The 25,640-nt window shown below is 32.7% G+C and carries 27 protein-coding genes; 16 read left to right on the top strand and 11 right to left on the bottom strand.

The window, feature by feature from the left end:
* The first annotated feature begins 127 nt into the window (after positions 1–127).
* Positions 128–445, top strand: coding sequence for a hypothetical protein (locus tag KFE69_04930; protein ID UTW43441.1), 318 nt, complete (start codon positions 128–130; stop codon positions 443–445).
* Here KFE69_04930 and xerD read toward each other — a convergent pair.
* Genes xerD through rpsP form a run of 5 tightly spaced genes read right to left on the bottom strand, consistent with a single transcriptional unit; the run spans position 442 to position 3,336 of the window.
* Entirely contained in the window at positions 442–1,356 is a 915-nt protein-coding gene (xerD, locus tag KFE69_04925) for a site-specific tyrosine recombinase XerD (GenBank protein ID UTW43440.1), read from the bottom strand. The two genes, KFE69_04930 and xerD, sit on opposite strands and share 4 nt — an antisense overlap.
* 14 nt (positions 1,357–1,370) lie before the next feature.
* Positions 1,371–1,718 carry a 50S ribosomal protein L19 gene (gene rplS / locus KFE69_04920; GenBank protein UTW43439.1) on the bottom strand — a complete coding sequence of 116 codons (348 nt, stop codon included), beginning with the start codon at positions 1,716–1,718 and terminating at the stop codon, positions 1,371–1,373.
* Between the two features lie 23 nt (positions 1,719–1,741).
* Complete coding sequence (gene trmD / locus KFE69_04915; GenBank protein UTW44012.1) at positions 1,742–2,509, bottom strand: tRNA (guanosine(37)-N1)-methyltransferase TrmD; 768 nt, start codon at positions 2,507–2,509, stop codon at positions 1,742–1,744.
* The gene (gene rimM / locus KFE69_04910) at positions 2,502–3,026 is read right to left on the bottom strand and encodes a 16S rRNA processing protein RimM (GenBank protein UTW43438.1); all 525 of its coding nucleotides are present in this window, start codon (positions 3,024–3,026) and stop codon (positions 2,502–2,504) included. Before rimM ends, trmD begins: the two co-directional genes overlap by 8 nt.
* A gap of 37 nt (positions 3,027–3,063) precedes the next feature.
* Positions 3,064–3,336 carry a 30S ribosomal protein S16 gene (rpsP, locus tag KFE69_04905; protein ID UTW43437.1) on the bottom strand — a complete coding sequence of 91 codons (273 nt, stop codon included), beginning with the start codon at positions 3,334–3,336 and terminating at the stop codon, positions 3,064–3,066.
* Positions 3,337–3,628: 292 nt separating this feature from the next.
* On the opposite strand from rpsP, the gene KFE69_04900 reads away from it, so the two are divergent.
* A complete protein-coding gene (locus KFE69_04900) occupies positions 3,629–4,402 on the top strand; it encodes a response regulator transcription factor (GenBank protein UTW43436.1) in 774 nt (257 codons plus the stop codon).
* Here KFE69_04900 and KFE69_04895 read toward each other — a convergent pair.
* On the bottom strand, positions 4,372–5,661 hold the full coding sequence (locus tag KFE69_04895) for a hypothetical protein (protein UTW43435.1): 1,290 nt from the start codon (positions 5,659–5,661) through the stop codon (positions 4,372–4,374). The genes KFE69_04900 and KFE69_04895 overlap by 31 nt on opposite strands.
* A gap of 76 nt (positions 5,662–5,737) precedes the next feature.
* Here KFE69_04895 and KFE69_04890 point away from each other — a divergent pair, with 76 nt between their 5' ends.
* From KFE69_04890 to can, 5 genes are all read left to right on the top strand, one after another.
* Positions 5,738–6,997, top strand: a complete 1,260-nt coding sequence (locus tag KFE69_04890; GenBank protein UTW43434.1) for a HAMP domain-containing histidine kinase — start codon at positions 5,738–5,740, stop codon at positions 6,995–6,997.
* A gap of 108 nt (positions 6,998–7,105) precedes the next feature.
* Positions 7,106–8,254: a methionine adenosyltransferase gene (metK, locus tag KFE69_04885; protein ID UTW43433.1), complete on the top strand. Its 1,149-nt coding sequence runs from the start codon at positions 7,106–7,108 to the stop codon at positions 8,252–8,254.
* Between the two features lie 10 nt (positions 8,255–8,264).
* Positions 8,265–8,948, top strand: a complete 684-nt coding sequence (locus KFE69_04880) for a 5'-methylthioadenosine/adenosylhomocysteine nucleosidase (GenBank protein UTW43432.1) — start codon at positions 8,265–8,267, stop codon at positions 8,946–8,948.
* 109 nt (positions 8,949–9,057) lie between these two features.
* On the top strand, positions 9,058–9,963 hold the full coding sequence (locus tag KFE69_04875; GenBank protein UTW43431.1) for a hypothetical protein: 906 nt from the start codon (positions 9,058–9,060) through the stop codon (positions 9,961–9,963).
* A 10-nt stretch (positions 9,964–9,973) separates the two neighbouring features.
* Positions 9,974–10,633, top strand: a complete 660-nt coding sequence (gene can / locus KFE69_04870; protein ID UTW43430.1) for a carbonate dehydratase — start codon at positions 9,974–9,976, stop codon at positions 10,631–10,633.
* A 17-nt stretch (positions 10,634–10,650) separates the two neighbouring features.
* Here can and KFE69_04865 read toward each other — a convergent pair whose 3' ends face one another.
* A complete protein-coding gene (locus tag KFE69_04865; GenBank protein ID UTW43429.1) occupies positions 10,651–11,787 on the bottom strand; it encodes an MBL fold metallo-hydrolase in 1,137 nt (378 codons plus the stop codon).
* Between the two features lie 259 nt (positions 11,788–12,046).
* On the opposite strand from KFE69_04865, the gene KFE69_04860 reads away from it, so the two are divergent.
* Positions 12,047–12,613 (top strand): hypothetical protein, encoded by a 567-nt coding sequence (locus KFE69_04860; GenBank protein UTW43428.1) that lies wholly within the window; start codon positions 12,047–12,049, stop codon positions 12,611–12,613.
* 126 nt (positions 12,614–12,739) lie between these two features.
* Positions 12,740–13,351: a hypothetical protein gene (locus KFE69_04855; GenBank protein ID UTW43427.1), complete on the top strand. Its 612-nt coding sequence runs from the start codon at positions 12,740–12,742 to the stop codon at positions 13,349–13,351.
* A gap of 2 nt (positions 13,352–13,353) precedes the next feature.
* Here KFE69_04855 and KFE69_04850 read toward each other — a convergent pair whose 3' ends face one another.
* A complete protein-coding gene (locus tag KFE69_04850) occupies positions 13,354–13,992 on the bottom strand; it encodes a hypothetical protein (GenBank protein ID UTW43426.1) in 639 nt (212 codons plus the stop codon).
* An 83-nt stretch (positions 13,993–14,075) separates the two neighbouring features.
* A complete protein-coding gene (locus tag KFE69_04845) occupies positions 14,076–14,711 on the bottom strand; it encodes a DedA family protein (protein UTW43425.1) in 636 nt (211 codons plus the stop codon).
* A 169-nt stretch (positions 14,712–14,880) separates the two neighbouring features.
* Here KFE69_04845 and mraY point away from each other — a divergent pair, with 169 nt between their 5' ends.
* Positions 14,881–15,966, top strand: coding sequence for a phospho-N-acetylmuramoyl-pentapeptide-transferase (gene mraY / locus KFE69_04840; protein ID UTW43424.1), 1,086 nt, complete (start codon positions 14,881–14,883; stop codon positions 15,964–15,966).
* A gap of 19 nt (positions 15,967–15,985) precedes the next feature.
* Here the strand turns inward: mraY and KFE69_04835 are convergent, their stop codons facing one another.
* Positions 15,986–17,914, bottom strand: a complete 1,929-nt coding sequence (locus KFE69_04835; protein UTW43423.1) for a hypothetical protein — start codon at positions 17,912–17,914, stop codon at positions 15,986–15,988.
* A 243-nt stretch (positions 17,915–18,157) separates the two neighbouring features.
* On the opposite strand from KFE69_04835, the gene murD reads away from it, so the two are divergent.
* The 5 genes from murD (at position 18,158) to arsB (ending at position 23,478) form a co-directional block, all read left to right on the top strand.
* The gene (gene murD / locus KFE69_04830) at positions 18,158–19,528 is read left to right on the top strand and encodes a UDP-N-acetylmuramoyl-L-alanine--D-glutamate ligase (protein UTW43422.1); all 1,371 of its coding nucleotides are present in this window, start codon (positions 18,158–18,160) and stop codon (positions 19,526–19,528) included.
* On the top strand, positions 19,528–20,745 hold the full coding sequence (ftsW, locus tag KFE69_04825; GenBank protein UTW43421.1) for a putative lipid II flippase FtsW: 1,218 nt from the start codon (positions 19,528–19,530) through the stop codon (positions 20,743–20,745). Before murD ends, ftsW begins: the two co-directional genes overlap by 1 nt.
* Before the next feature lie 6 nt (positions 20,746–20,751).
* Entirely contained in the window at positions 20,752–21,999 is a 1,248-nt protein-coding gene (locus KFE69_04820; GenBank protein ID UTW43420.1) for an arsenic resistance protein, read from the top strand.
* An 88-nt stretch (positions 22,000–22,087) separates the two neighbouring features.
* Positions 22,088–22,414, top strand: coding sequence for a winged helix-turn-helix transcriptional regulator (locus KFE69_04815; GenBank protein ID UTW43419.1), 327 nt, complete (start codon positions 22,088–22,090; stop codon positions 22,412–22,414).
* A 32-nt stretch (positions 22,415–22,446) separates the two neighbouring features.
* Positions 22,447–23,478, top strand: a complete 1,032-nt coding sequence (arsB, locus tag KFE69_04810; protein UTW44011.1) for an ACR3 family arsenite efflux transporter — start codon at positions 22,447–22,449, stop codon at positions 23,476–23,478.
* Positions 23,479–23,497: 19 nt separating this feature from the next.
* Here arsB and KFE69_04805 read toward each other — a convergent pair whose 3' ends face one another.
* Complete coding sequence (locus KFE69_04805; protein ID UTW43418.1) at positions 23,498–24,793, bottom strand: MFS transporter; 1,296 nt, start codon at positions 24,791–24,793, stop codon at positions 23,498–23,500.
* 241 nt (positions 24,794–25,034) lie between these two features.
* Here KFE69_04805 and KFE69_04800 point away from each other — a divergent pair, with 241 nt between their 5' ends.
* Positions 25,035–25,619 (top strand): cytochrome b/b6 domain-containing protein, encoded by a 585-nt coding sequence (locus KFE69_04800; protein UTW43417.1) that lies wholly within the window; start codon positions 25,035–25,037, stop codon positions 25,617–25,619.
* The last annotated feature ends 21 nt before the right edge of the window (positions 25,620–25,640 follow it).

Genomic DNA, 25,640 nt, shown 5'->3' with positions numbered 1-25,640 from the left:
TTCTAAAGCCAGCTAATAAAAAAAGCAAGAATTTGTGGTAAAATATGATAAATAGCGTAAAATGACTGTAAATGCTCTATCTTAAACTGTAAAAATTTAAAAGAAAATCAAACTAGATGACAACCCCATGAATGATAAATTTACACCTAATGGACGCAAAAAATTAAGTCTTTGCACGCCAAGAAAAAATCAAAAAAGCCAACCAGATAAATATCAAAGTGCAAAAAAAGAACAACCATCCCAAAAGTCAATGGGCAGCAAAGATGATCAACTAAACTGGTTGTATAAACAAAAAGAACGCTTAAATCAACAAATTATGCAAATCGAACGTCGTTTGATCTTTGGTTTTAGTGAACCACTACAAAATCACTGCTACGAACTAAAACGCAAAGACATGTTATTATCATGCAAAATCTCTGAAATCTTAATACAAAAACTATATTAAGCTCGAGGATGATGTAACTGATATAGCTTTTGCAACCTTGCTTTCGCCACATGCGTATAAATCGTTGTCGTTGATATATTTGCATGCCCTAATAATAATTGCACCGACCTTAGATCAGCACCATGATTCAACAAATGCGTTGCAAATGCATGTCGCAATGTATGCGGTGAGATCTCTATTTGAAGACCAATAGCTTTAACATAAGCTTTAATACGATACCAGAAGGCTTGGCGCGTCATTTTACCTCCCTTCTGGCTTAAAAAAACATAATCAGACTGCACCTTTTTAGCTAAGAAATCATTTCTAACTTCCTTAATATAGCGCTCCAACCAATCAAGTGCCCACTGCCCCATTGGCACGATTCTTTCCTTATTACCTTTACCTATGATACGTATGACACCTTGAGATAGACTAACTTGCGATTCTTCTAGTGCAACAAGCTCACTTACTCTAAGCCCTGTAGCATATAAAACTTCAATCATTGCTTTATCTCTAAGACCTATTTCAGTTAATGTATCCGGCGCATCAAGTAATTGCTCAACACAAGCTTCTGAAATAGATGATGGCAATGACTTTTGCAACTTCGGCAATACAAGCTGACTTGCAGGATCTTCAGCTAAATAACGCCTATCTAAAGCCCATTGAAAAAATTTTTTTAATGATGAAATAAATCGAGATACCGTGCGATTGGTTAGCTTTTTCTGATAACAAAAATCAAGATATTTATGAATATCACTGATTTTAACTGCAACTAATTGAGTTTTTTGTTTACTAACAAATTCTAAAAAATGATATAAATCGGATTGATATGATTGTATTGTATTATCACTCAATCCATAAATTGTATGTAAATCTTGAATAAATAACTGAATTAATGAGCGATCGTTATTAAATTGATTACCACCGCCCATGACGATAAAAAAAATTATACTTTTTCTTTAATACGCGCAGCTTTACCTGTACGACCTCTTAAGTAGTATAATTTAGCACGGCGTACTTTACCGCGACGAACGACTTTAACTGAGTCAATAATTGGGCTATGCGTTTGGAATACACGCTCCACACCTTCACCACTTGACATTTTACGTACTGTAAAAGATGAATTAATACCACGATTTTTCATCGCAATAACAACGCCTTCAAATGCCTGAACACGACGTCTATTACCCTCTTTTACCCAAACATTAACAATGACAGAGTCACCTGCACGAAATTCAGGAATATCATCTCTTAGTTGATTGTCTTCTATCATTTTAACTAAATTATTTTTCATTTAAGTTTCCTCTTTCTTAGCGCTTATTTATCATCTAATTTATTGTTCATATTGCTTTTATATTCATCAAGCAATGTTTTTTCGTATTCCGACAAACAGCGGCGCTCGATTAATTCAGGGCGCTTCTCAAAAGTAAGCCCTAACTTCATCATATCTCGCCAACGTTTAATATCAGCGTGATTTCCACCAGTTAACACATCCGGCACTTTTGTACCTGAAGGCAAAACCCGAGGTCTAGTATAATGCGGACAATCTAAAAGTCCATCAAAAAATGAGTCTTCTTTAGAAGAAAGCGCATGATTTAATACACCTGGGATTAATCTTACTGTCGCATCTATAAATACAGCTGCTGCTAATTCACCACCGGATAAGACATAATCACCAATTGAAAGCTCATAATCGACATAGCCATCAATTAATCGTTGATCAATACCTTCATAGCGACCACAAAGAATGATAAGGCTTGAAATTGCAGCAAACTCACTTGCTATAGAATGCTCTAAAGGCTTACCTTGTGGTGACATATAAACGACAGGTGTTTGTTCACCTAGTACTTTTTTAGCCGCTACAATTGCTTTTGCTAAAGGTTCATATAACATCACCATACCTGGCCCACCACCAAATGGACGATCATCAATCGTGCGATAATTATCTTCAGTAAAGTCACGTGGATTAAAGAAATGACATTCTAGCAAATTTCTTTCAACAGCACGAGCAGTAATACCATAAGATAAAACTGAATCAAAAATTTGCGGAAAAATAGAAATAACACCTAATTTCACTTTAATAATCCTTTTGCCAATGCACAACAATTTGCTTTAAGTCAAAGTCAACTGATTTTATATATTGGTCAACAAAAGGGATTAAACGCTCAACACCACCATCATCAATAACAAGCACATCATTAGCACCCTCAGTTTCAAATAGTTCTATTACAACACCTAAGGTTTCTTGTGACTCATTAATAACACTCAAGCCAATTAAATCAACCCAATAGTATTCATTATCCAATGCTTGCGGTAACGCACTACGTTGAACACCAATTTCAGCGTTGGTATAATTTTTTGCTTCTTCTGGTGATGAAATAGCTGCCAAATGAATTAAGAATTTACCGCCTAATTGATAAATCGCTTCATTTTCTAACTCCAACCACAATGAATCAGGTGTTTTTCGAATAAACCATTTAGGATAATTATTAATCGCATGCTCTGGTGGATTACAGAAAATATTAAGGCGCATATCCCCATCAAGACCATAGGGTGCGCCTATCTTAGCAATGACAACCATTTTAGCATCATGCTGTGACATAATATAGAATCTACTAAATTAAAAGGGTTTTTATAAATTAAGCATCAGCTTTAACTGGATTTGTATCTGCTTTACGCTCTTTTTTAACAATACCTGCAACTCGATCAGACATCTTAGCACCTTTTGAAACCCAATAATCGATACGATCGAACTCTAAACGTACTTTCTCTTCTAAACCAGAAGCAACCGGATTAAAAAAACCAACACGTTCAATAAAACGACCATCACGAGGGTTACGACTATCAGCAACGACTACACGATAAAAAGGACGCTTTTTAGAACCGCCACGAGCCAAACGAATAACTACCATACTTCAGTTTCTCCAACTTTATTTTTATATTTTAAAATCTAATGTAAACTTTCTATCAAAGTAAATCTATATCTACTCGGAGCGGAAATTATACGCATTTTCACGGCCAATGAAAACATTTTTTGTCAAAAAAATTAACTTTCTTTATAATTTATCTCGCAAAAATATGAAATCTTTTGCTAAAATCTTCAACAAAATATTTACCAATTTTTATTTCATCATTATAATCAACATTATGAAACAATTTAAAATATTAATTTAACAACAAAAAAATATTACGGGAACAGTAAAAATGAATCAAAGATATAAAATCCTATTAGTTGATGATGAGCCTGGAATACGTGAATCACTTCGTAGCTTTCTTGAACGCTATTTATTTGAAGTATTTGAAGCGGCAACTGGCGAAGAAGCACTGGATGTCTTAGATGAACATGAGGTTGACTTAATTTTATTAGATATGATGCTACCTGATATGCATGGTATCGAAATTTGCAAACGCATTAAGAATAAACGCAAAGGTATTCCTATTATTTTCCTAACTGGTGTTACTGATGCAACAGAAACAGTCCTAGGCTTTGAAGCAGGCGCTGATGACTACGTTGAAAAACCGTTTAATCCACATGTTCTTTTAGCGCGCATTCGTACCAAATTAAAAAATGAAAAAACATCAGGCCGTCAAACAGGTATCGATTCATTTGGTGATGTTAATATAGAAGACTTTAACCAGATTCAATTTGGTCGTTGGAGCTACTATCCTAAAAAGTCTTTAGTTACCCACCCAGATCATCCGGAAACTTATTTAACAGATAAAGAAAGTGCCTTATTAAAATTATTACTTTCTGATCCTGGAAAAACATTTAGCCGTGATGATATTGCAAGCTATTTAAACCTTTCAAGTCATGGTGATGTTGCTCGCGATGTCAACATTCATGTTCATCGCTTACGCACAAAATTAACACAACGCCATAATGCAGCTTCTCCAATTAAAGCTGTACGTTCACAAGGTTACACTTTAGATTCTTATCTAACCTATGTTTATGACGGCAAGGAATTATCTTGCCTTTGATAGCTAAGACGCATCTGATCTAAGCGCTTAAATGTGCTTAGTGATGCAATAATAAATAAAAATATTAACGCTAATGCCGTCACAACTAAAAATCCTAAAACTGATTTTGAATACATAATTAATATTGGTGTTGCAATCCAAATAATTGTCATTAAAAAGCTTGATAATCCAATAGCAATAGGCACAAATGCTCTAATTAACTGCCCTTTAAAAAATAAAATTACATAATACTGAAACACAACCAGTAGCATTGCGCACATACCAATTAGTACAAACCCAGATATTTTTGCCAACCACTCTGACTCAATACCTGTAAATACCATCGTAATTAAAATACCAAGTGTAATAATTAGGCTAATGCTTTGCACCAAATAAAAGATAAATTTCTTAGATAATAACCACATTAGCAAAGCAGTTATTACAATTACTACAAAAGCTAGCACCATCATAAATACTGCATAGCGGAAATTACCAACAACACGATGCAACCATTCAGCATCATAAACCTTTTGAAGATAAAAAGCCCAAGTTGCTCCCCAACCTAATGCAATTTGAATTGCTATAACTGCTAGAAAGCCTAATTGTAATTGCACTTGCTCTGAGTGATAATTATCTGTTTCAGTCACATAATGCGTCACATAGTACGATGGATTTGAAATAACTGACTGATCAACCATTCCTAAAAGCCATAATAATAGCACAATAACAACTGCTGAGATTATCAGTGGTGAATAATTTGGCGTTGCTTGAATTAAGATAAAAACAACATCCATCGGATAGAAAAAGCAATAAACCGTAAAGACGCCCAAAAGAAACGCAACAGCTGCTAATACGGCATATAGTTTTCCAGTAATCACTTGAAATAGACGCACATGATACTCTGCCTTTAAATAGCCAAGACAAAGCCCCATCATCGCACAAATAACAATTAAAGATGTACTACGATAATGCACAAACTCAATTCGCTGGGCAACCAATGTTAAAGCTACCAAAGAAATTGCAATCACTACTGTTGCAATCAATGCATAGCGAAATTTAAACCATCGAGCTAAATAACGTTCTCCTGGAATAAAACTACAAAACAAGCTACCTAATGCCATTGAAGGAAAAATAGTTAATTCAAATGGTGAAATTAATAAATGGCGACCATATAGCGTTACAATAATAAATGCCAACGCATATAAATTGCCAAATAAAAAAACAACTAATAGTCTTAAAAAGTAAATATATTTCATAAAATCCGTTTGTTCATAGTGCATTTTATTTTTCTAGTATTATAGTAACAGTAAGAAAAAAAAACACTGAAACTATTAAAATATCAATTAATGGAAAAAAATGGAAAAAACAAAAACACCATTTTATATTAGCTATAACCACTTAACTTATATATGTTTTGTGTTAGTTTTCTTGCAAACAATTTTATTAATTGGCATGCAAGCAAATAACCGCGCAATGGAAGCTGATGCTTTTATTCATCATAACAACCAAATTCTTACAACCATTCAACAAGATTTAAGTCAAATTGATACTAAAAACCTTACTGCTAGAGAGCTTGGCCGTGAATTAATTAAAGAAATACTACCTAAAGCAAACAAGATGGCACAGACTTTCAATAGTTATCTAACATGGCAATTTGAACGCTACAACCCTATTATACCAATTAAAGGCGCACAAGCTGCTGACTTTGAAATTACAACACCTCTACAAAACCCTTATCTTTTACAAGTAAATTTCCCTAGACAAAAGTTATCTGTTTTTGTTTCTTTCCATTTAGCCCCTGATCCATATTGGGGTAGTGTTATCGCCTCTATACTGCTATTGGTTGCTTTTTTAGTTGTCTGTGCCATCTTTATTCATATTTCAAACTTTAATTTAAAAATGCGCATGACCAAAGGATTAAGGCAACGTGATTTTAATGAAAAAGTTTCAACAGATCCAACGGATGACTTAATTCGTGAAGTTCAATCTATTATGGATCAAAAAACACTCATGTTAAGCGCACTATCTCATGACTTAAAATCACCATTAACTGAATTAGAGCTTAAACTACACTTACTTGAAGATCAGAGTCTTGCTGAGAGCCTGCTTAAATGTACCGGAGAAATTACACAAATTTCTAAAACCTCTTTACAGTATGCCAAAGGTTTTAATTTTCTTGAAAAAGAACCTTGTGACTTAGTTGATTTATTAGAACGCCTTGCAGAAGGTGCAAACACAGCAAAACAACAAGTTATATTTACCACTGAATTAGATGAATGTGTCTACCCAATTGAATACTACCTATTTAAACGTATGATTATCAATCTTATTCATAATGCAAAAAAATATGCTAATAACTCAGCAATCTATTTAGGTCAAACTATTGAATCAAAAATTATAATTACTGTCTCAGACGATGGTCCTGGCATCCCTAAAGATCAATTAAAGCGATTAGGACAACCTTTCTACCGAGTTGCTTCAGAAAATAATCAACACATCAAAGGTACGGGACTTGGCTTATCCATTGTCAAACATATTGCGCAAATCCATCATATGAAAGTTACTTTTACTAATGGCGAAAACGGTGGACTAGTTGTCACTATTACGGAAATTTAATAGACCGATTACTTACTCTTTGTTATCATAAAACACATTTTTAAATGACTGTATTTTAAAAAATACAAATATTAGGTCTGTGCACATAAAAATAATAGGAGACTATGCATGGCAAAAGAGATTTTATTTACCTCTGAATCTGTCTCAGAAGGACACCCTGATAAAATTGCTGATCAAATATCTGACGCAGTACTTGATGCAATCATTGCCAATGACCCACATGCACGCGTTGCTTGTGAAACATTAGTTAAAACTGGCATGGTTTTACTTGCAGGTGAAATACGTACATCTACTTGGGTTGATATTGAGTCTTTAGTTAGAAAAGTAGTCACCGATATTGGCTATACCGACCCTAAAATGGGCTTTGATGGTGATTCATGTGCTGTTATTAATGCCATTGGCAAACAATCACCAGAGATTGCCATTGGTGTTGATAGAGAAGTTGATATGAACCAAGGTGCAGGTGATCAAGGTATCATGTTTGGCTATGCTACCAATGAAACTGAAGCTTTAATGCCTGCTGCAATTTACTATGCACACCAATTGATGAAGCGCCAAGCTTACTTAAGAAAATCAGGTAAAATTAACTGGTTAAGACCTGATGCAAAAAGTCAAATCACATTACGTTATGTAAATGGCAAGCCTATTGGTATCGATACCGTTGTCTTATCAACACAACACACACCTGATGTTAGCTACGATCTAGTTAAAGAAGGGGTTATTGAAGAAATCATTAAACCTGTATTACCTAAAGAATGGCTTAGTGATGGCATTAAATATTTTGTCAACCCAACAGGACGCTTTGTTATTGGAGGCCCTGAAGGTGATTGTGGGCTCACTGGGAGAAAAATTATCGTTGATACTTATGGTGGTGCTGCTCATCATGGTGGCGGAGCTTTTTCAGGTAAAGACCCATCTAAAGTTGATCGTTCAGCGGCTTACATGGGGCGTTATGTTGCCAAAAATATTGTTGCAGCTGGCCTTGCTGATAAATGTGAAGTACAAGTATCTTATGCCATTGGTGTTGCTGAACCTACTTCTATTATGATTAATACATTTGGCACTGGTAAAATTAGTGATCACAAAATAGAGAGCTTAGTCAAAGAACATTTTGATTTAAGGCCTTATGGTATAACAACAACACTTGATTTACTTAGACCTATCTATCAAAAAACTGCAGCTTACGGCCACTTTGGGCGCGATGAGTTTTCTTGGGAGATAACTGATAAGGCTGAACAATTAAAAAATGCAATCTAAAGGCAATGCTATGAAGATTTTAATCATCGGTGCTATGACGGAGGAAATCAAACAGTTTCGTCATCTAACAAATGCTGAAAATGAAAGTAACTTTATTGATATTCCGCATTACCATGGGAAAATTAATCAACATGAAACAATTATTTGCCAATCTGGAATTGGTAAGGTAAATGCTGCCGTTACAACTTCAACTATGCTTTATCAATATAAGCCTGATTTAGTAATTAATATTGGTAGCGCCGGTGGCATTGGTAAAAATATTAACATTTCTGATATTATTATTGCTACCGAACTAAGCTATCACGATGTTGATGTAACTGCCTTTGGATATAAAAAAGGCCAAATCCCCAATATGCCAGAGTATTACCAACCGGATACTAAATTAGTTGAAACAATTAAAAACTTAAATCATAGCTTACCAATTAAATTTGGCATGATTGTATCAGGGGATAGTTTTATCAACTCTAATATAGCAATCCAACATATTCAATCAAACTTTCCTTATGCATTAGCACTTGATATGGAATCAGCAGCCATTGCACAAGTCTGTCATAAATTTAATACTTCCTTTATGATCACGCGAGTTATTTCTGATCATGCTGATAATACATCTGATATTGACTTTAAAGCACAGTTAAATGCAGTTTCAGAAAGGTTAGCGACTTATTTAACTGAAATGATTGCAAATTTCTAAAGAAATCTGAAAGAATTGTTTAAATTTACTTTTTTATCAGGCCAGTTTTATCTAAAATTAACTTACCCTAATAAATGACCTTTGGTGAAACTTTAAAACGGATTATATTATGGAACAATACCAAACGATACTAGTTCTAGGCATTATACTTATTTTACTCATTATGATTGATATCTATCGTCGAATTAAACGTAGAAGACTAACTGAGTTTCAACAAAGTCAATCTTATGAGCCTACTGATGACTCAAAACAAATGATTCAAGAATCAATAGAAGATACAACAACGGAATCATTTACAGCACAATATAGCGCGGTAAATACCGATAATGATATCAATACATCATCTGATAAAGAAAACATTATCGACTTAGATAGTGAGCGCTCACAAATACAACAAGAAGCAGTGGATAAAACTGAAAGTGATGTTAACAATGATGATGAAGCTCAAATAAAATCAACATCATCTAATCCATGGCAAAACGCCTTAAACGCAACTAGAGAAAAACGCTTTAGACAGTCTGATATCGATGAACTTCAGCCAGAACAAGTATCATTTGATCTTGATACTGAACATGATCATAGTATACAAAGCAATCAAACAAGCGAAGATTCTGAAGATAACTTTTTGGTATTTCACATTATTGCACCAAGAGGTTATGTTTTCTATGGTGAAGACTTAGAAACAATCTTTAACTTAAGACACTACCACTTGAGTGTTCATAATACATATGAATATTTTAGCAATGATGCAGAATTACTTTTAACAGTTATTAACTTAGAAGAGCCTAAAACATTTGGTCAAGTTAATGCAATACAAACACCAGGAGTAACACTCTACTGTGATATTAGAAGACTAAAGCAACCAGTTGCTATTTTTAGAGATATTCTATCAGAAGCACATCAATTAGCTGAGTCACTTGGTGGTACATTAACTAATGATCAACAACGACGCTTTACCCAAGCTGATTTAAGTCGCTATATGGCTAAAGTTAAACAAATTCAAAACAATCTTTAAAAGGATATCCATGGAAACATTAAAACATCTATTAGATAAAAATAAACATTGGGCTAAAACCACAGTTGAAAATGACCCTGAGTTTTTTAGTCGATTAGCTGATGTTCAAACTCCTAAGTATTTATGGATTGGTTGTTCAGATAGTCGTGTACCTGCGAATCAAGTTTTGGATTTATTACCTGGTGAAATATTTGTCCATAGAAATATTGCCAATATCGTAGTCCACTCTGATATGAACTTATTATCTGTTTTACAGTATGCAGTAGATGCACTAAAAGTTGAACATATCTTAATCTGTGGTCACTATAGCTGTGGTGGTGTTAAGGCTGCTGTTGATAATGCTGCATGTGGTCTAGTTGAAAACTGGTTACGACATATTCAAAATGTTCAATATAAGCACCAATCTTTAATCGATCAAATTATTCAAGAATATTCTAATATTTCTAAATATGACCTTATGTGTGAACTTAATGTCTTAGAGCAAGCAATTAATATTGCGAAAACAACAATCATTCAAGATGCTTGGAAGCGTAATCAGTCCGTTACCATTCATGGTGTTTTATATTCACTTAATGATGGCCTCTTAAAGCAACTTGGCCCTGGCATTAATAATAATGAAAAAATAGGAGCTTTCTACCAGCATGCATTAAATGAAATTAAAAAAGCATAGTATATCCTTTATCACTATTAATACATATCTCCATCCTGTGCTTGTAGGACATTAGTCACACCTGCATCGATCATTTCATGTAATACGCCTAATCTTTCAAACTTATCAGGTGAGTTATAATTTTGAACATGTATTAGTACAATTTCCTTTACTTTTGATTCATCTTGTACTTTCTTTAAGTCGCTAGGAAACATATGATATGCGCTAATTGATTTAACTTTTTCTTCCACTGTATCACCCCCCCAAGTTGCATATTGAATATTTTCTCTTGTAATACCTTCAATAAATAATACATCTGCATTTTTAGCTGCTTCAACTAAACCTTTAGAGTAATGACCATCACCACCAAAAACGAGAATTCGATTATCTGGTTTTGTTATAAAGCGATAAGCATAAGTATGCTTAAGATTACCATGTTTAGTAGGATAAGCAAAAACTTTAACATTATCATCTTCAAAAATTTCTCTACCCTTAACGCCTACAGCTGGATCAATTGGAATACCAACAGCCGTTGCGCCATCAAAATTAGATCGCTGAACACTCACTGATCCTTGAAACATCTCATTTCGATCTACTGCCCAAGCTGCATTAATATGCCCAATCATCAAATCTATACCTTTAGGCCCATAAACTTTTTTATTTGCTCCTGTACCAAACTTAAAAGGATTATCTATAAAAGATGGCAAACCCACTGTATGATCTTCATGTAAGTGCGTCAAAAACATATATTTCAGATTTTTAAGTGCAAAGACATTGACAAGGTCAATATTTCCTTGTGATAAAACTGCCTTAGCCAACGCTCTCCACCAGCCTTCGCCACAGTCAATAAAGTATGGAAAATCATTAACAATAACAACGCTCGCTGGGCCATAACGATAAGGATTTGGTGTTGGATCACCAGTACCTAAGGTAACTACTTTTGAGCTTTTATCTTTAGGTGATCGATCAAGTGATGCCCTATTTTCAAAAATTGGCCAATTACCTGGTGCTGTATAGAAGCTCTGCCAAACTGTTGGCTTAACAAAAGGAACGTTAAGCTCATTTCTTGCTGTTGTTGTCTCTCCTAGTTTTAAATTTTCTTGCCATGTTGCAGCATGACTTGATTGCACCATTAATAAAACAAATAGACTAAATAAAATCTTACTTAATTGCATTTTAATATTTACCTTTTACTTAACTATTGCCTATTGATAATATTATAAAATTTGCAATATTATTATAAAAATTTTAATAATATTTATAATATTTTTATTTTACTTCTTTATTCTAATGTTTTTTATTTACATAAAATTTGTCTGGTTATAATATGTTTATTATATTAAAACTTAATTATATCGTAATATGGGATTGTTCTTATGCCAATTCGTCTTAAACAAGATAAATACCAAACTGTTAACTTATCAAGAGACTTAAGTGAAGGTGACTACGTTTCAATCAAGCATAGGTGTTATTATGGGTTGTTCAAGCTTTAGCGCAATAGGAATAAATCGTCATGGAGAATATATTGGATTATTTGGTCATCCCGGTGGTGGCAGCGTTGATAATAGTGAATTAAAAAAATTTACATCTACTATAAAAGAGCAAGGTATTCGTCAATTAAATATTATGGATATTACGTTAGAAGAATATACAGAGCTTAGAGTTAGTGAACCTCAAAGAACTAGAAATGTTATTCAGTGGGCAAATGCTTTAATGGCGTCAGATATTATTGATGGCTATAAACTAAGTTCAAAAGTCTCTATTCATGCCGACGCTGTTAGATATACTAGTTCTGGTATTATTGCACAAGCCGGTTGTGTACCTACAGCTATCAAAGCATTACCTGATATTATTACAGGTAATGCTAGTCAAATTGATCATTTAAATAATATCAAAGCAATTAAGCCTCAACGACAAGCCACCCCTAAAACACCACTTTTACATGATTATGGAAATCAACAGTCATCAAAAAAACAATGTTGTTCATGTGTGATACTATAAACTACGTCTTGCTCTATTCTTAAAGCAATAATAGCAACTTAAATAAGCCACATATTTTTCAGTATATTTATACAACTTCTGATTATTTAATATTAATTAAATGATTTTAAAAAGAAGGGTTGCATTATGACAATACCACTAAAACAAGGTGAGTTCAAAACTGTTAATTTATCAACATTATATAAGCATGAATTTGTTGCGACATGGGGGTTTATCACTATGTGCTCCAGCTTTAGTGCAATAGGTAAAAATCGTAAGGGTGAATTAGTTGGATTATTCGGTCACGCATTTGGTGGAGATGTTCCGAATGAAAAGTTAAAGACATTTGCATCAGTTATAAAATCACAAGGTATACGCCAACTAAATATATTGGATATTACAGATGATGAGTATACTGAGCAACGAATAAAAGAAACTTATAGAACTGAAAATGTTCAAAAATGGGCTGATGACTTATTAGAAACTGGAATTATTGACGGATACAAATTAAGTTCAAAAGTATCCATTAGTATAAACAGTGTGCACTATACTAATGATGGCATTGTTGCTAAATCTGGCTGTCTACCAGAAGCAATAAGACAATTACCTGATACATCAAAAGGACAAATAGATCAAATTGATAATTTAAATGATATCTCAGCTATTAAACCTAAACGGAAAACTGATCCTAAAACACCACTTTTAGATAAATCAGCCTCAAATGATAAAGAGTCTACAAATTGTTGTGTTATTTTATAAACTTAAAACCTTAAATAAAACTCAGTAGTTACAACAATACCTACATATGAAAACTCTATTCCTACAATACCTCTATAAGTAAAGTCAACATAGGCTTGAGCAAATGGAAGTGCTGGTAAATGGCTAGTAAATTCATTAATATCTATCGTATAACCAGTAATTAAGCCTAAACGGTAACCTGCTGTCATATCAACATTTTCACTAACTTGACTTTCGTATAAATCACGTGAAAAGCCAGCAACATACGCTCTATTATAAAATGAGTTAACTAAAGTTCCAAAAAATATTCCCTTATAAGTACCACCAATAAGCTGATTATTCCAGTTATCATTTTTAATACTTCCAGGACTAAAGTGTAGTGTGAACATACCTAGATAAACTGAGTTTTGTTGTGGTTTACCCTTAATCCATTCCCACCAACTTTCATCACTAGTTGATTGATCATCGCTTGTATCTTCTGTCGTCGTATCACTCTGACCTAACTGATTAATTTCTTCTTTTGTTGGCAATGATGCTGTCTGGTCTGAATTATCAGTGCTTATAGAAGTCTGGTTATCAGAAGTAGATTGATTTGATTGAGCAAAAACATTAGCAGTTAAAAAAGCAATCAAACATGTCATTGTTATTATTATTTTTTTCATTGATTACGCAACCCAAGGTACCTATCATTCAATGCGATAAGATAACAGAAGATGATCAAAAAATCAACAATAAAACTGCAATATTAGTATTTTTTGAAATATTTATGTCTGATAAACTCAAATACTGCCGGCATTATAGATAAGATAATGATCACAAAAATAACAATTGTGAAATTCTCTTTTACAATAGGAACATTACCAAAAAAATAACCGGCATAAGTAACTAAAACAACCCACAAAATAGCACCTGCAAGATTATAAATCATAAATTTACGATAGGACATATCACTTAAGCCTGCAACAAAGGGTGCAAAGGTACGAATAACAGGTACAAATCTTGCAATTACAATGGCTTTGCCACCATGTCTTTCAAAAAATTCATGCGTCTTATCAATATACTGACGTTTAATCCATTTTTTTTCTAAAATCTTTTCACCAAACCAATGACCAATCCAATAATTACAGGTATCTCCTACAAAAGCTGCAATAATTAACAAAAAAATCAATAGATGAACATTAATATGCGTAAATACAGCAATTGAACCTGCTGCAAATAATAGTGAATCTCCTGGCAAAAATGGTGCAAATACCACACCTGTTTCTAAAAATATAATTAAGAACAATATGCCATAACTCCAAGAGCCAAACTGTTCTACTAATTCTTTCAAGTGCACATTTAAATGCAATACAAAATCAATAATCGATGTTATCCAGTCCACGTATTTTTTTCATCCATTTTTTAGCTTCAAAATAGTTAAAGATCAATTCTATCCTGATTTTGACATAAAATCGAAAAGTTATTTCATTTCTAAGATGACAAATCGATTAAAATTTCGCTACAATAAGCCTTACTGATACAAACTATGAAACTCTTGGCAAGGACTGTCCATGCTACTTTGGCTTACAAACTTCCTCGTTGACTTTTATCGCCCCTTTTATGTATTCAATTATATTACGCTACGTTGTGTACTAGCTGCCGCCACTGCATTGATCCTATCTTTAGTATTCGGTCGACCAATGATTAACTGGCTTAGAAAAATGCAAGTAGGTCAAGTTGTCAGAGAAGAAGGCCCACAAACTCACTTAAAGAAATCAGGAACACCAACAATGGGTGGTGTGTTAATTTTACTTTCTGTCATTATCTCATCGCTTTTATGGGCCAATTTAGACAATATCTATATCTGGGTATTAATCATAACGTTAATACTATTTGGTGGCATTGGCTTTTTAGATGATTTTCTTAAATTGGTACTTAAGCATCCAAGGGGTTTAAAATCACGCTGGAAATACCTATTACAATCTATTTTTGCTTTAATTGCCGGCATTATTTTATATTTTCATTTTAATCGTTATATGGATTTAAGTATTGCAATTCCATATACCAAGTCACTAGCCATTCCCTTAGGCGCTATAGGCTTTATCATATTAAGCTATTTTGTTGTTGTCGGTAGCTCTAATGCAGTAAACTTAACTGATGGGCTTGATGGCCTTGCTATTGTGCCTATTGGATTAGTAGCTGCTGGTTTAGCTATTTTTGCTTATGCGACAAGCAATGCAACTTTTGCTTATTATTTACACCTAGTTTATATCCCAGGCACCCAAGAAGTTGCCATATTTTTATCTGCTATCTTTGGCGCAAGCCTAGGTTTTTTATGGTTTAATGCCCACCCTGCTGATGTATTTATGGGCGATGTTGGTGCCCTTGCGCTAGGCGCTGCATTAGGTGTAGCAGCGATTATTCTACGTCAAGAGTTAATTCTATTTATTATGGGCTTTATATTTGTGATTGAAACTATTTCTGTTATTTTACAAGTTGGTTCATATAAATTAAGAAAAAAACGTATTTTTAAAATGGCACCGATCCACCACCATTTCGAACAACTTGGCCTTAGTGAAACTAAAGTTACCATCCGTTTCTGGATTTTAACCATTTTATTTGTTCTAGTTGGTTTAGCTTCATTAAAAATTAAATAGCAATGGGTACCAAATATTGTTACAAAATGGTACACCCTCTCTCTTTATTTCCTGATTGTCTTTGGCTATTAAAAATAAGCTGTGGATTACTTGAGCTGCCTGAATTACTTTCAACTGAATCACTTTCAACACTGACCGACTGATCTAAGCCAAGTTCTTCTTTTATTTTATCAACAAATGCAAATTCATTCTCTAAATTGAGAGGATATTCCTCTTCTCCAGATCTATCAACTGGAATATTTATTACCTGTGAATCTGTATTATATCGTAAAGTTAATTTATTCTTAGTACCAAAATGATCTTTATAGACACCAAATGTTAAATTATCTACAAATGCTTTCATCCTTCCTTTATTTGAAAGATACACACTCTTAAACTCACTTTCTCCTAATCGAGTAAATAATATATAGTGAGCATACATAAATTTCATCTGATCTGTATGACTTAAATTTGCTAACGGTGATATGTCACTTTGCTCTTCATAACCTTTAATGATTTCTAAAAAGTTTTCAAATTTTGAAACTATTTCTTTTTTAATAGGCTTATTACGAAACAAATCATAGTTAATATTATATAGCTTATCCCATTGATCTTTATGATTAATCATATCCATCAGTAAAGAAAAGCCTGCAACTGTTAATTGACCATCGTTATCTAAATTCATTTTATAGGTTAAAAAAGTAGCAAATTTATCTAATGATTCTTGGTAAGAAGGGTTTGCATGATATGGACTAAAACCATCACGATCGACATTTTCCCAAATTTCTAATGCCCATTTTCTTCCTGTATCATTTCTTAGTATATCTTTGATGTGATTAAGCATCAAATTGTAATGACTTCCATGGACAGATTGTACTTCAGTATGATACTCATCATGGTCTGTAACAACTGGCATAGGTGTATAATCATATTCATGGATACCTTTGGTTGTAGGAGCAACACCACTTTGTTCAATACTTATAGCCATAGGTCTATGATAACTACTGACTCCTTTTTCGACATCTGAAATAGATACCTTACCTAGCATTGCTCGAGAAGTACATGCTCCATTAATACCAAATATAGATATTTTACGCGCATCTAAAATACCCAATGATAAATGCACATCTAGTTTTTCAATTAACTCTTCTTGAACTTCTTCTTTACTTTCTTCTTCACCCCCTCCTTTAACTACTTTATCTATTTGATATAGTGACCCTTCTCGCAACATAATATCACCAAGCAATGGGTTTTGCTTATCATTACTTATTGCTTGAGGATCTGGAGTCGCTGTAAAAAACACTTGCTCTGACTTCGGTAACTCTGACATCAATAGTCGAAATCGCTCTATATGTCCATCTGTTATATCAATTCCTCTTCTTTTAGATGTTTCTACAATAATTGGTATTAATATTTCTTTTGCTTCTTTAGTAAATTGATTTTCTTTATCTAATACAGTATAAAAATCTTGCTTATTTTTTACCTGCTGATGCTTTAATACAGTTGTCATTTGCTGTCTAGATATTTTATTTTGTTTAAATAGCCATAAAGCACAAAATGTATATTTATCGTCATTAAGAACTGGTGATTTCCAATTACAATCATTTAAAGCTGACTCGACAGCATTAAGATCATGTTGAGTTAATTTAATGTGTTCAGGTATTGTTACTGTACTTTGATTAAGAAAATCATCAAAGTCATCAGAATGTAAATCACGTCCCTCTAGCTCCTCAGGGGCTTGGTCTTTTGCTAAGGGACTTTTTCTTGGAGTAAATTCTTTTACATCAGGCGAAAATTCAACACTCACACCTTCAGGTAATTCAGCAGAGTAAAACCGATTAAAAAACATTTCTAAAGCATCTGAGGCTGTATAGTTTTTATATTTTTCCCCATCGAAATAAACACCAAATGGTGAATTAATATTTTTTTCTGTATTTGGACCTAATCTACCATTATTTAGATTTCCCATCTGCAACCCCTTTGAGTAATAGTTAATAAGTATTAATTCTCAACATTATATTTAATTAAATATAACAATTAATTACAATATACATAATAAATTTAATATATTCAATAATTTTTAAAACAAAACATCTCATTATCATCTTCCAAAATGTCTAGCCCATAATAAAACTAAAACTCACATCCATTTCTGGATTTTAACCATTTTATTTGTTCTAATTGGTTTAGCTTCATTAAAAATTAAATAGCAATGAATCAATTAACACAAAAGAAAGCACTGTATTATCAAAATAAACTGATTAAGCGAGTTCTTATTTTAGGGCTTGGTATTAGTGGCAAGTCTGTTTTTAATTATTTAACTAAAAACTTTCATCTGACAGTTTACTATTATGATGAAAACGACCAAACAAACTTCACTAACCAGTCAACAGAAATTAAAGACTTAAGCCAACTATCAGAAATTGATTTAATCATTGCAAGCCCTGGTTTTGATTTAAGAGAAGAGCGTTTTAATCCTATAAAAAAACTAAATTGCCCAATTATTTGTGATCTTGAATTATTTAGTCATATAACGACAAAACCAATCATTGCAATTACAGGGTCAAACGGTAAAAGTACAGTCACAAGCCTAATTACAAGCTTATTGAATCATTTAAATATTAAAGCTAAAGCTTGTGGCAATATTGGTATTGCAGTATTTGATCTGTTAGATAATGATTATGATGTATTTATAATTGAAATCTCAAGCTTTCAACTAGATTTAATGCAATCATTTACAGCACTCATTGGTATTATCACCAATATTTCAAAAGACCACTTAGATCGTTATAGTGATTACCAAGCTTATAAACAATCTAAGCTTCAACTAGCTAAAAGAGTCAATTATATTATTTGTAATTTAGATTTAAATAGCATAATTACTCACTCTAATATTACTTATTACGATCAACAAGACCTATTTAAAATAGACAATCAAAATATCACTTATATCAATGACCCAATTGTCTCTATCAATAATATTTATTTAAAAGGCAAACATAACCACCTAAATATTTTAATGTCTTTATTAGCGGTTGAGTATTATTTAAAAATTCAAAATATCACCTATTCAAAGACAATAAAAATGGCTGCTTTTAAAAAGGCTTTAGTCACATTTGAAAATCTACCAAGTCGTTGTCATGTATTTGCAAATTATAATGGAGTTACCTGGATTGATGACTCTAAAGGTACTAATATTGGTGCAACCAAAGCTGCTATTTCTGGACTTTCTAAAGAGCAAGCTTCTGAAAAAAATTGTATTTTAATTTTAGGTGGTCTTAGTAAAGGTGGCGATTTTAGTGAATTACAACCTGAGATCGATCGATATATTAAAACCATTTATCTTTTTGGCCAAGATAAAACATTAATTAAAAATCAGATTAAACATACAAACATTAAACTATATACTACATTAGATGAAATTGTCTTACTCATTAAACAAAATTCAGCTAAAGGTGATATAATATTATTTTCACCAGCTTGTGCAAGCTTTGATCAGTTTGACAATTATTTACAGCGTGGTCAATATTTTAGGACATTGGTTGAACGAATCAACACAGCAAAGCAAACGGAATCTTTATAATGACTATCCTAAAACGATGCTTTCGTTACTTTAGAGAGCGTAAATTTACAAAAATTGAGCGAGTTCGTGCTCCAATTAACTTAAATTTAACGCTTTTTTTTAGCATTTTAATTTTACTTGCTTTTGGTTGGGTAATGGTTACTTCAGCTTCTTTAGTTGAAGCACAGCATGATTATAATAATGCATTTTACTTCTCAATCCGCCAAGGAATTTATGTTATTTTAGGTCTTATTGCAATGGCTGTTGCACTTTTTGTACCGACTGATAACTATGAGAAATTAGGTGGTATTTGGATTATTATATCCCTTATTTTATTAATTGCCGTTTTAATTCCTGGCATTGGCCATGTTGTCAATGGTTCAAGGCGTTGGATTCCACTAGGCTTTACCAATATTCAGGTTTCAGAAGTGGTAAAACTCTGTGGTATTATGTATTTTTCAAGTTATATTGTCCGTCATGGTCGCTATGCTAGAGAGGCATTCTGGGGTGTTGTTAAACCATTAGTTTTACTTGCAATCTTAGCCTTCTTTTTACTACTTGAGCCTGATTTTGGTGCCTCTGTCGTTCTATTTACCATTATTTTTGGCATTATGTTTATGGGGGGGGTTAAACTTCGTTGGTTTATTATTTTAGCAGCCATTGGCGCTTTATTAGCCGTCATTTTAGTTTTAAACTCCCCCTATCGACTAGAACGAGTAACTGGCTTTCTACACCCTTGGGAAAATCAATATGGTTCTGGCTATCAATTGACTCAAGCTTTAATCGCTTTTGGACGTGGTGGATGGTTTGGACTTGGTCTTGGTAATAGTGTGCAAAAATTATTCTATCTACCTGAAGCACATACTGATTTTATCGTGTCAATTATTGCTGAAGAGTTTGGTGCGTTGGGTGTATTTGCTTTAATGGGAGTCTATTCAATTGTAATTGCCATTGGCATTAAAATTGCGAGAACCGCACTAACACTTAACCGAGAGTTTGAGTCTTATGTCTCATATGGCGTTGTTTTTTGGCTTGCTTTTCAGGTCTTAGTTAATATTGGCGTTAATACAGGTATATTGCCAACAAAAGGTTTAACACTTCCACTAATTAGCTATGGCGGTAGTAGTCTATTAATTATGTGCTATGCTTTAGGCATTTTATTGAGAATTGATTTTGAAAATAAAATACTGCTAGATCAGATAAAACCAACATTTAAAGTACAAAAGCGACAGTTTTAATACGTTATGCACTCACCAATTAGCTTAATTATATTTATTGCTATTGTCATTTTAATTGCCATGCGTCAATGGTTACCTAAAGCAATTGGAATCTGGGTTATTATGCTTTTAGGCGCCATTATGATGATACTGACTAAGCAGATCTCATTATTAAATGCATTTTACTTGATCCAATGGAATATTATCGGTTTTTTATTTGGGCTTTTTAGCATTGGCAGCGCACTAAACTACTCGGGCTTGTTAAGTATTATTTGTAAGCATTGTTTCTCATCTATCAAATCACCACCAAAATTACTTTTTGTATTTATGTTCGTAAGCGCTTTAGCTAGCGCTATTTTTACCAATGACACAATTGCTGTCATTTTAACACCTATAGCCTTATTACTAGCAAAACAGACAAAATCATCTTCAAAGTTATATCTCTTAGCATTATGTTTCTCATTAACGATTGGCAGTGCCTTAACACCTATTGGCAATCCGCAAAACCTATTAATTGCTAGTCAAAGTAACTTATCAAATCCATTTAGTTATTTTTTAATTTATGCAGCTCCACCAGTTATTTTAAGTTTTATTCTTGCTTATTGCTGGCTATATTTTTTATTTCGTCATCACTTAACTCAAACATTATCAAAAGTAGCTTTTCCTATACAAAATTCTTCAACGGCCAAATGGCCAAGTATGTTATCTATTATGCTGTTTATTTTATTATTAATTTACTTTAGCCTAAGCCATTTCATCGAATTTTTTCCTAAGATACCATTAGCAATAACAAGTCTAATTGCTGCTGTTCCTGTATATATTTTTTATCATGAACGTTTTAAATTACTTAAACAAATAGACTGGCATACGCTCATCTTTTTTATTGCCATGTTTATAGTTATAGGCTCGCTATGGGAAAGTCACGTTATACAACATCTAATAACAATTTATCAAATAGACCCTACATCATTTAGTCATATATTTATTATCAGCTCAATTTTAAGCCAAATTATCTCTAATGTGCCATTAGTTGAATTATATTTATCCTATTTACAGCAATATACTGCTTGCTCATTAATGGCATTATCTCTTAGTAGTACATTAGCTGGTAATCTATTTATTATCAGTGCAGCTAGTACCATAATCGTTATTCAAAAAGCAGAAAAACAAAACAACTATAGTATTACCTTCTGGAATTTCTTATTGGCAGGCTTGCCAATAACATTTATTTCACTATTAATCAGTTACCTATGGCTAACTTTACTTCATTGCTAAATACAAATTTTATTAAAAAGCTTGCATATAAATTTAATAGACGATAATATATTTATAAATTTAAATATGTAAATATATTGAGATACATATGAATATAACGATTAATTTTTTAAAAGCTATCGCAGATAAAAACCGCTTATTGATTTTATATTTATTACATAGAAACACACTCTGTGTCTGTGATATACAAAGTGTTATTCCATTAACACAAGGGGCTTTATCCATTCAACTTAAAAACCTAACGACCATTGGACTACTACAGTCATTTAAACAAGGGAAGTGGGTATTTTATAAACAAGCAGATAATATCAAACATTCACATTTATCCATATTATTAGAACTTTTTAATGACATTAAACAAGATGAAGTGGTTCAAAATATGATGACTAAATTAAACATAACCGAAACTTGTTAAGCGCTTTAAGGATTCTAAAAATGCAAACAAATATTAGAAAACTCGGATTCTTAGATAGATATCTTACATTATGGATATTTTTAGCTATGTTTTTAGGGGTATTGATTAGTTATGTTTCTCCCAATATTAAACATTTTATTAGTGCATTTGATATTGGTACTGGTAACTGGTTAATTGGAGTTGGATTAATCGTTATGATGTATCCACCATTAGCTAAAGTTAAATTTAAATCGATGCCTACTGTATTTAAGAACAAACGAATTTTTATCCTATCAATGATACAAAACTGGTTAATCGGACCAGTTTTAATGTTTATTTTGGCAATTATCTTTTTTCATAACCAACCTCATTTTATGATTGGACTTATTTTAATTGGTTTAGCTCGATGTATTGCAATGGTCATTGTTTGGAATGACTTAGCAAAAGGAAATAGAGAATACTGTGCAGCAATTGTTGCGTTTAATTCACTATTTCAAATACTATTTTATGCAGCATATGCCTATATTTTTATTACGATTATACCAAAGCTATTGGGGCTTGAGAGTACTGTAATTAATATATCAATGCTCGACATTGCTCAAAGTGTTGGTATCTATTTAGGCATACCTTTTCTAGCAGCTATTATTACTCGTATGATATTAATACCAATTAAAGGTGAAAATTGGTATATCAATCAATTTAGCCCTGCTATTTCACCATTAACATTAATTGCACTTTTATATACGATTATATTAATGTTTTCTACCAAGGGTGATGAAATCATTCACTTACCATTTCAAGTAATCAAAGTTGCTATTCCATTACTGATTTATTTTCTATTAATGTTCTTTATTTCATTTTTACTATCATACAAATTCAAAGCAAATTATGCGCAATCCGTTTCTTTAAGTTTTACTGCAGCATCAAATAATTTTGAATTAGCTATCGCTGTTGCCATTGCAGTTTTTGGTATTAATTCAGCTGAAGCATTTGTTGGCGTGATAGGACCATTAGTTGAAGTGCCTGTATTAATTGGATTGGTTAGCGTCTCGTTATGGATTCAACGAAAATTTTATATTAAATGAGTTTTATTAAAATTACGCACTAGCTTTCAGAAGAAGCCTCAAACTTAAAGTGTTCACTTTTTCTAGTCTCTGGCATTTCAAAGATTAATATCAATGTAATAATCGATGCAAAAATTAAATAATAGCAAGGCGCATATTTGGACATAAAAAGTTTAACTAGTAAAAGAGAAATCATTGGTGTTGTACCTGCAAATAAAGCATTACCAATATTATAAGCTGCTGACATACCACTATAACGATACTCAGTAGGAAAAAGTTCGCTGATGGTTATTTGAAAAGATGCCGTCATTGCCGCAACTAATAGCGCAAAAATACCTTCTGCAATCAGAATTTCAACCATACTGCCATGATTTAACCAAATAAATAAAGGATATGCTAAAATGAGCAATAGAATGATTGGTACATTAAGCATAATTTTTCTACCCCATAAGTCAGCAAACCATCCAAAAAGAGGTGAAAAAACAGCATAAATAACTGAGACAATCACGGTAATTAACATGACAATATTTACATCTAAATGACGGGTTTCAATAAAATCATTCGGTAGAAACGTTGCCATCATATAATAAGCTATTCCTATATAGCCAGTTAATGCAAACACCCAAACCAATGGCATTTTTGGCCCTTTAAATGCTGATAATAAAGGATTTTTAAGTGATTTTTTAGATTTTTTAACTTCTTCAAATAATGGCGACTCTCGTACTGTATGTTGTAAAAACATAGAGACTAATGCAAAAATAAAACCAATCAAAAATGCAATTCGCCAGCCATATTGTAACATTTCATCTCTCGTAAAAATTGTTGATAAAATACCAACTACTACAGCGCTTAAAATAATACCAACCTGTGATGCTGTACTTGCTAATGCTGTTGCAAAACCCCGATATTTTTGCGAGGCATTTTCAGCTAATAGAATCAAAACTCCTGTATATTCACCACCAACAGAAAAACCCTGAAGCATTCTAGCAATAATTAAAATAATCACAGCACCAATACCAAATTGCTCATAAGTTGGCATAACTGTCATGATAAACATGGGAATACTCATCAAGCCAATACTTAAAGTAATTGCGTAACGCCTACCTAAACGATCACCAATTGAACCTAGTATAAACCCACCTAAAGGCCGCATAAAATAGCTAGCTGCAAATATACCAAATACTGTAATTAAAGCAACTGACTGAACATCATTAGGAAAAAATAACACACTTAAATAAGTTGCTAAATAACCATAAAGACTAAACTCAAACCATTCTAATGCCGCGCCTAAGGTTGTTATTAAAGCGGTTTTTTTGGCGCTTACTTGTTTTTTCATTGACTAATTATTACTATTTTCAATATTAACTAAAGTGAGTCTAACAAAAAATGCTTAATTAATTAATGTTTTTCACCTTAAGATAAATATATTTTGACTAATTCTATTATAAAAACCTGCTTGATTAATATTAATGAAAAATACCCTTTTCAATCAACTAGACAAGCAGCATGGTTAATGCTATAACATGCCTCACTAGTACAATTTACAAACAGAATTTATTAATAAAATTTGAGATCTTATGAATAAAGTTAATAAATTATTTCATCTACTTTTTGCATTAGCTGTAAGCTATCAATTGATTTCTGCCCAATGGATGCACGTACGTTTAAAACCTGGGAAAAACTATCCTGAATGGTCATTATGGTTGTTTCAAGGTCATATCTATAGCGGACTATTTGCTGGTATTATGTTATTGTTATATCTGATATATAATATATCTCAACAAGATAACCATAAATTAAGCCACCTTTTTCCTTGGTCAAAAAATGGCTTAAAGCTAGTACTTTTAGATTTAGTAAGCTTAGTTAAATTTAAATTTCCTAAAAAACATGATCAAGGTGGTGCTAAAGGCTTTGTCCAAGGCTTAGGTGTACTTTTAGTTTTAAGTGTTGCATTAACTGGTTTTTTATGGTTTACGGTTTACTCAATTACTGGTAGTCTGAATAGTCCTACAATTTATATCATAAAAGAAACGCATGAGTATTTAGCTAATACCGTTTGGTTTTATTTGGGTGGGCATGTAGGGATGTTTATATTGCACCTTCTATTTGATAAGAATAGAAAGTTAACAACAAATGCAATAAGTGAATTAACTAAAACATAAGATGAGGGGATCGTAAACTCC

The sequence above is a fragment of the bacterium SCSIO 12844 genome, from assembly GCA_024397935.1.
In the GTDB taxonomy this organism is placed as follows: domain Bacteria; phylum Pseudomonadota; class Gammaproteobacteria; order Francisellales; family Francisellaceae; genus M0027.
This window is presented reverse-complemented; position numbering and strand designations above follow the sequence as displayed.

What these genes read in the sequence shown, in the direction of transcription:
- KFE69_04820 (UTW43420.1), top strand. Translation starts at nt 20,752, where the DNA reads ATGCACTCACCAATTAGCTTAATTATATTTATTGCTATTGTCATTTTA.
- can (UTW43430.1), top strand. Translation starts at nt 9,974, where the DNA reads ATGGAAACATTAAAACATCTATTAGATAAAAATAAACATTGGGCTAAA.
- KFE69_04890 (UTW43434.1), top strand. Translation starts at nt 5,738, where the DNA reads ATGGAAAAAACAAAAACACCATTTTATATTAGCTATAACCACTTAACT.
- KFE69_04900 (UTW43436.1), top strand. Translation starts at nt 3,629, where the DNA reads ATGAATCAAAGATATAAAATCCTATTAGTTGATGATGAGCCTGGAATA.
- KFE69_04815 (UTW43419.1), top strand. Translation starts at nt 22,088, where the DNA reads ATGAATATAACGATTAATTTTTTAAAAGCTATCGCAGATAAAAACCGC.
- KFE69_04895 (UTW43435.1), bottom strand. Translation starts at nt 5,661, where the DNA reads ATGCACTATGAACAAACGGATTTTATGAAATATATTTACTTTTTAAGA.
- KFE69_04865 (UTW43429.1), bottom strand. Translation starts at nt 11,787, where the DNA reads ATGCAATTAAGTAAGATTTTATTTAGTCTATTTGTTTTATTAATGGTG.
- KFE69_04855 (UTW43427.1), top strand. Translation starts at nt 12,740, where the DNA reads ATGACAATACCACTAAAACAAGGTGAGTTCAAAACTGTTAATTTATCA.
- KFE69_04880 (UTW43432.1), top strand. Translation starts at nt 8,265, where the DNA reads ATGAAGATTTTAATCATCGGTGCTATGACGGAGGAAATCAAACAGTTT.
- xerD (UTW43440.1), bottom strand. Translation starts at nt 1,356, where the DNA reads ATGGGCGGTGGTAATCAATTTAATAACGATCGCTCATTAATTCAGTTA.
- murD (UTW43422.1), top strand. Translation starts at nt 18,158, where the DNA reads ATGAATCAATTAACACAAAAGAAAGCACTGTATTATCAAAATAAACTG.
- KFE69_04930 (UTW43441.1), top strand. Translation starts at nt 128, where the DNA reads ATGAATGATAAATTTACACCTAATGGACGCAAAAAATTAAGTCTTTGC.
- KFE69_04850 (UTW43426.1), bottom strand. Translation starts at nt 13,992, where the DNA reads ATGAAAAAAATAATAATAACAATGACATGTTTGATTGCTTTTTTAACT.
- mraY (UTW43424.1), top strand. Translation starts at nt 14,881, where the DNA reads ATGCTACTTTGGCTTACAAACTTCCTCGTTGACTTTTATCGCCCCTTT.
- metK (UTW43433.1), top strand. Translation starts at nt 7,106, where the DNA reads ATGGCAAAAGAGATTTTATTTACCTCTGAATCTGTCTCAGAAGGACAC.
- KFE69_04875 (UTW43431.1), top strand. Translation starts at nt 9,058, where the DNA reads ATGGAACAATACCAAACGATACTAGTTCTAGGCATTATACTTATTTTA.
- ftsW (UTW43421.1), top strand. Translation starts at nt 19,528, where the DNA reads ATGACTATCCTAAAACGATGCTTTCGTTACTTTAGAGAGCGTAAATTT.
- KFE69_04835 (UTW43423.1), bottom strand. Translation starts at nt 17,914, where the DNA reads ATGGGAAATCTAAATAATGGTAGATTAGGTCCAAATACAGAAAAAAAT.
- rplS (UTW43439.1), bottom strand. Translation starts at nt 1,718, where the DNA reads ATGAAAAATAATTTAGTTAAAATGATAGAAGACAATCAACTAAGAGAT.
- rimM (UTW43438.1), bottom strand. Translation starts at nt 3,026, where the DNA reads ATGTCACAGCATGATGCTAAAATGGTTGTCATTGCTAAGATAGGCGCA.
- rpsP (UTW43437.1), bottom strand. Translation starts at nt 3,336, where the DNA reads ATGGTAGTTATTCGTTTGGCTCGTGGCGGTTCTAAAAAGCGTCCTTTT.
- KFE69_04800 (UTW43417.1), top strand. Translation starts at nt 25,035, where the DNA reads ATGAATAAAGTTAATAAATTATTTCATCTACTTTTTGCATTAGCTGTA.
- KFE69_04805 (UTW43418.1), bottom strand. Translation starts at nt 24,793, where the DNA reads ATGAAAAAACAAGTAAGCGCCAAAAAAACCGCTTTAATAACAACCTTA.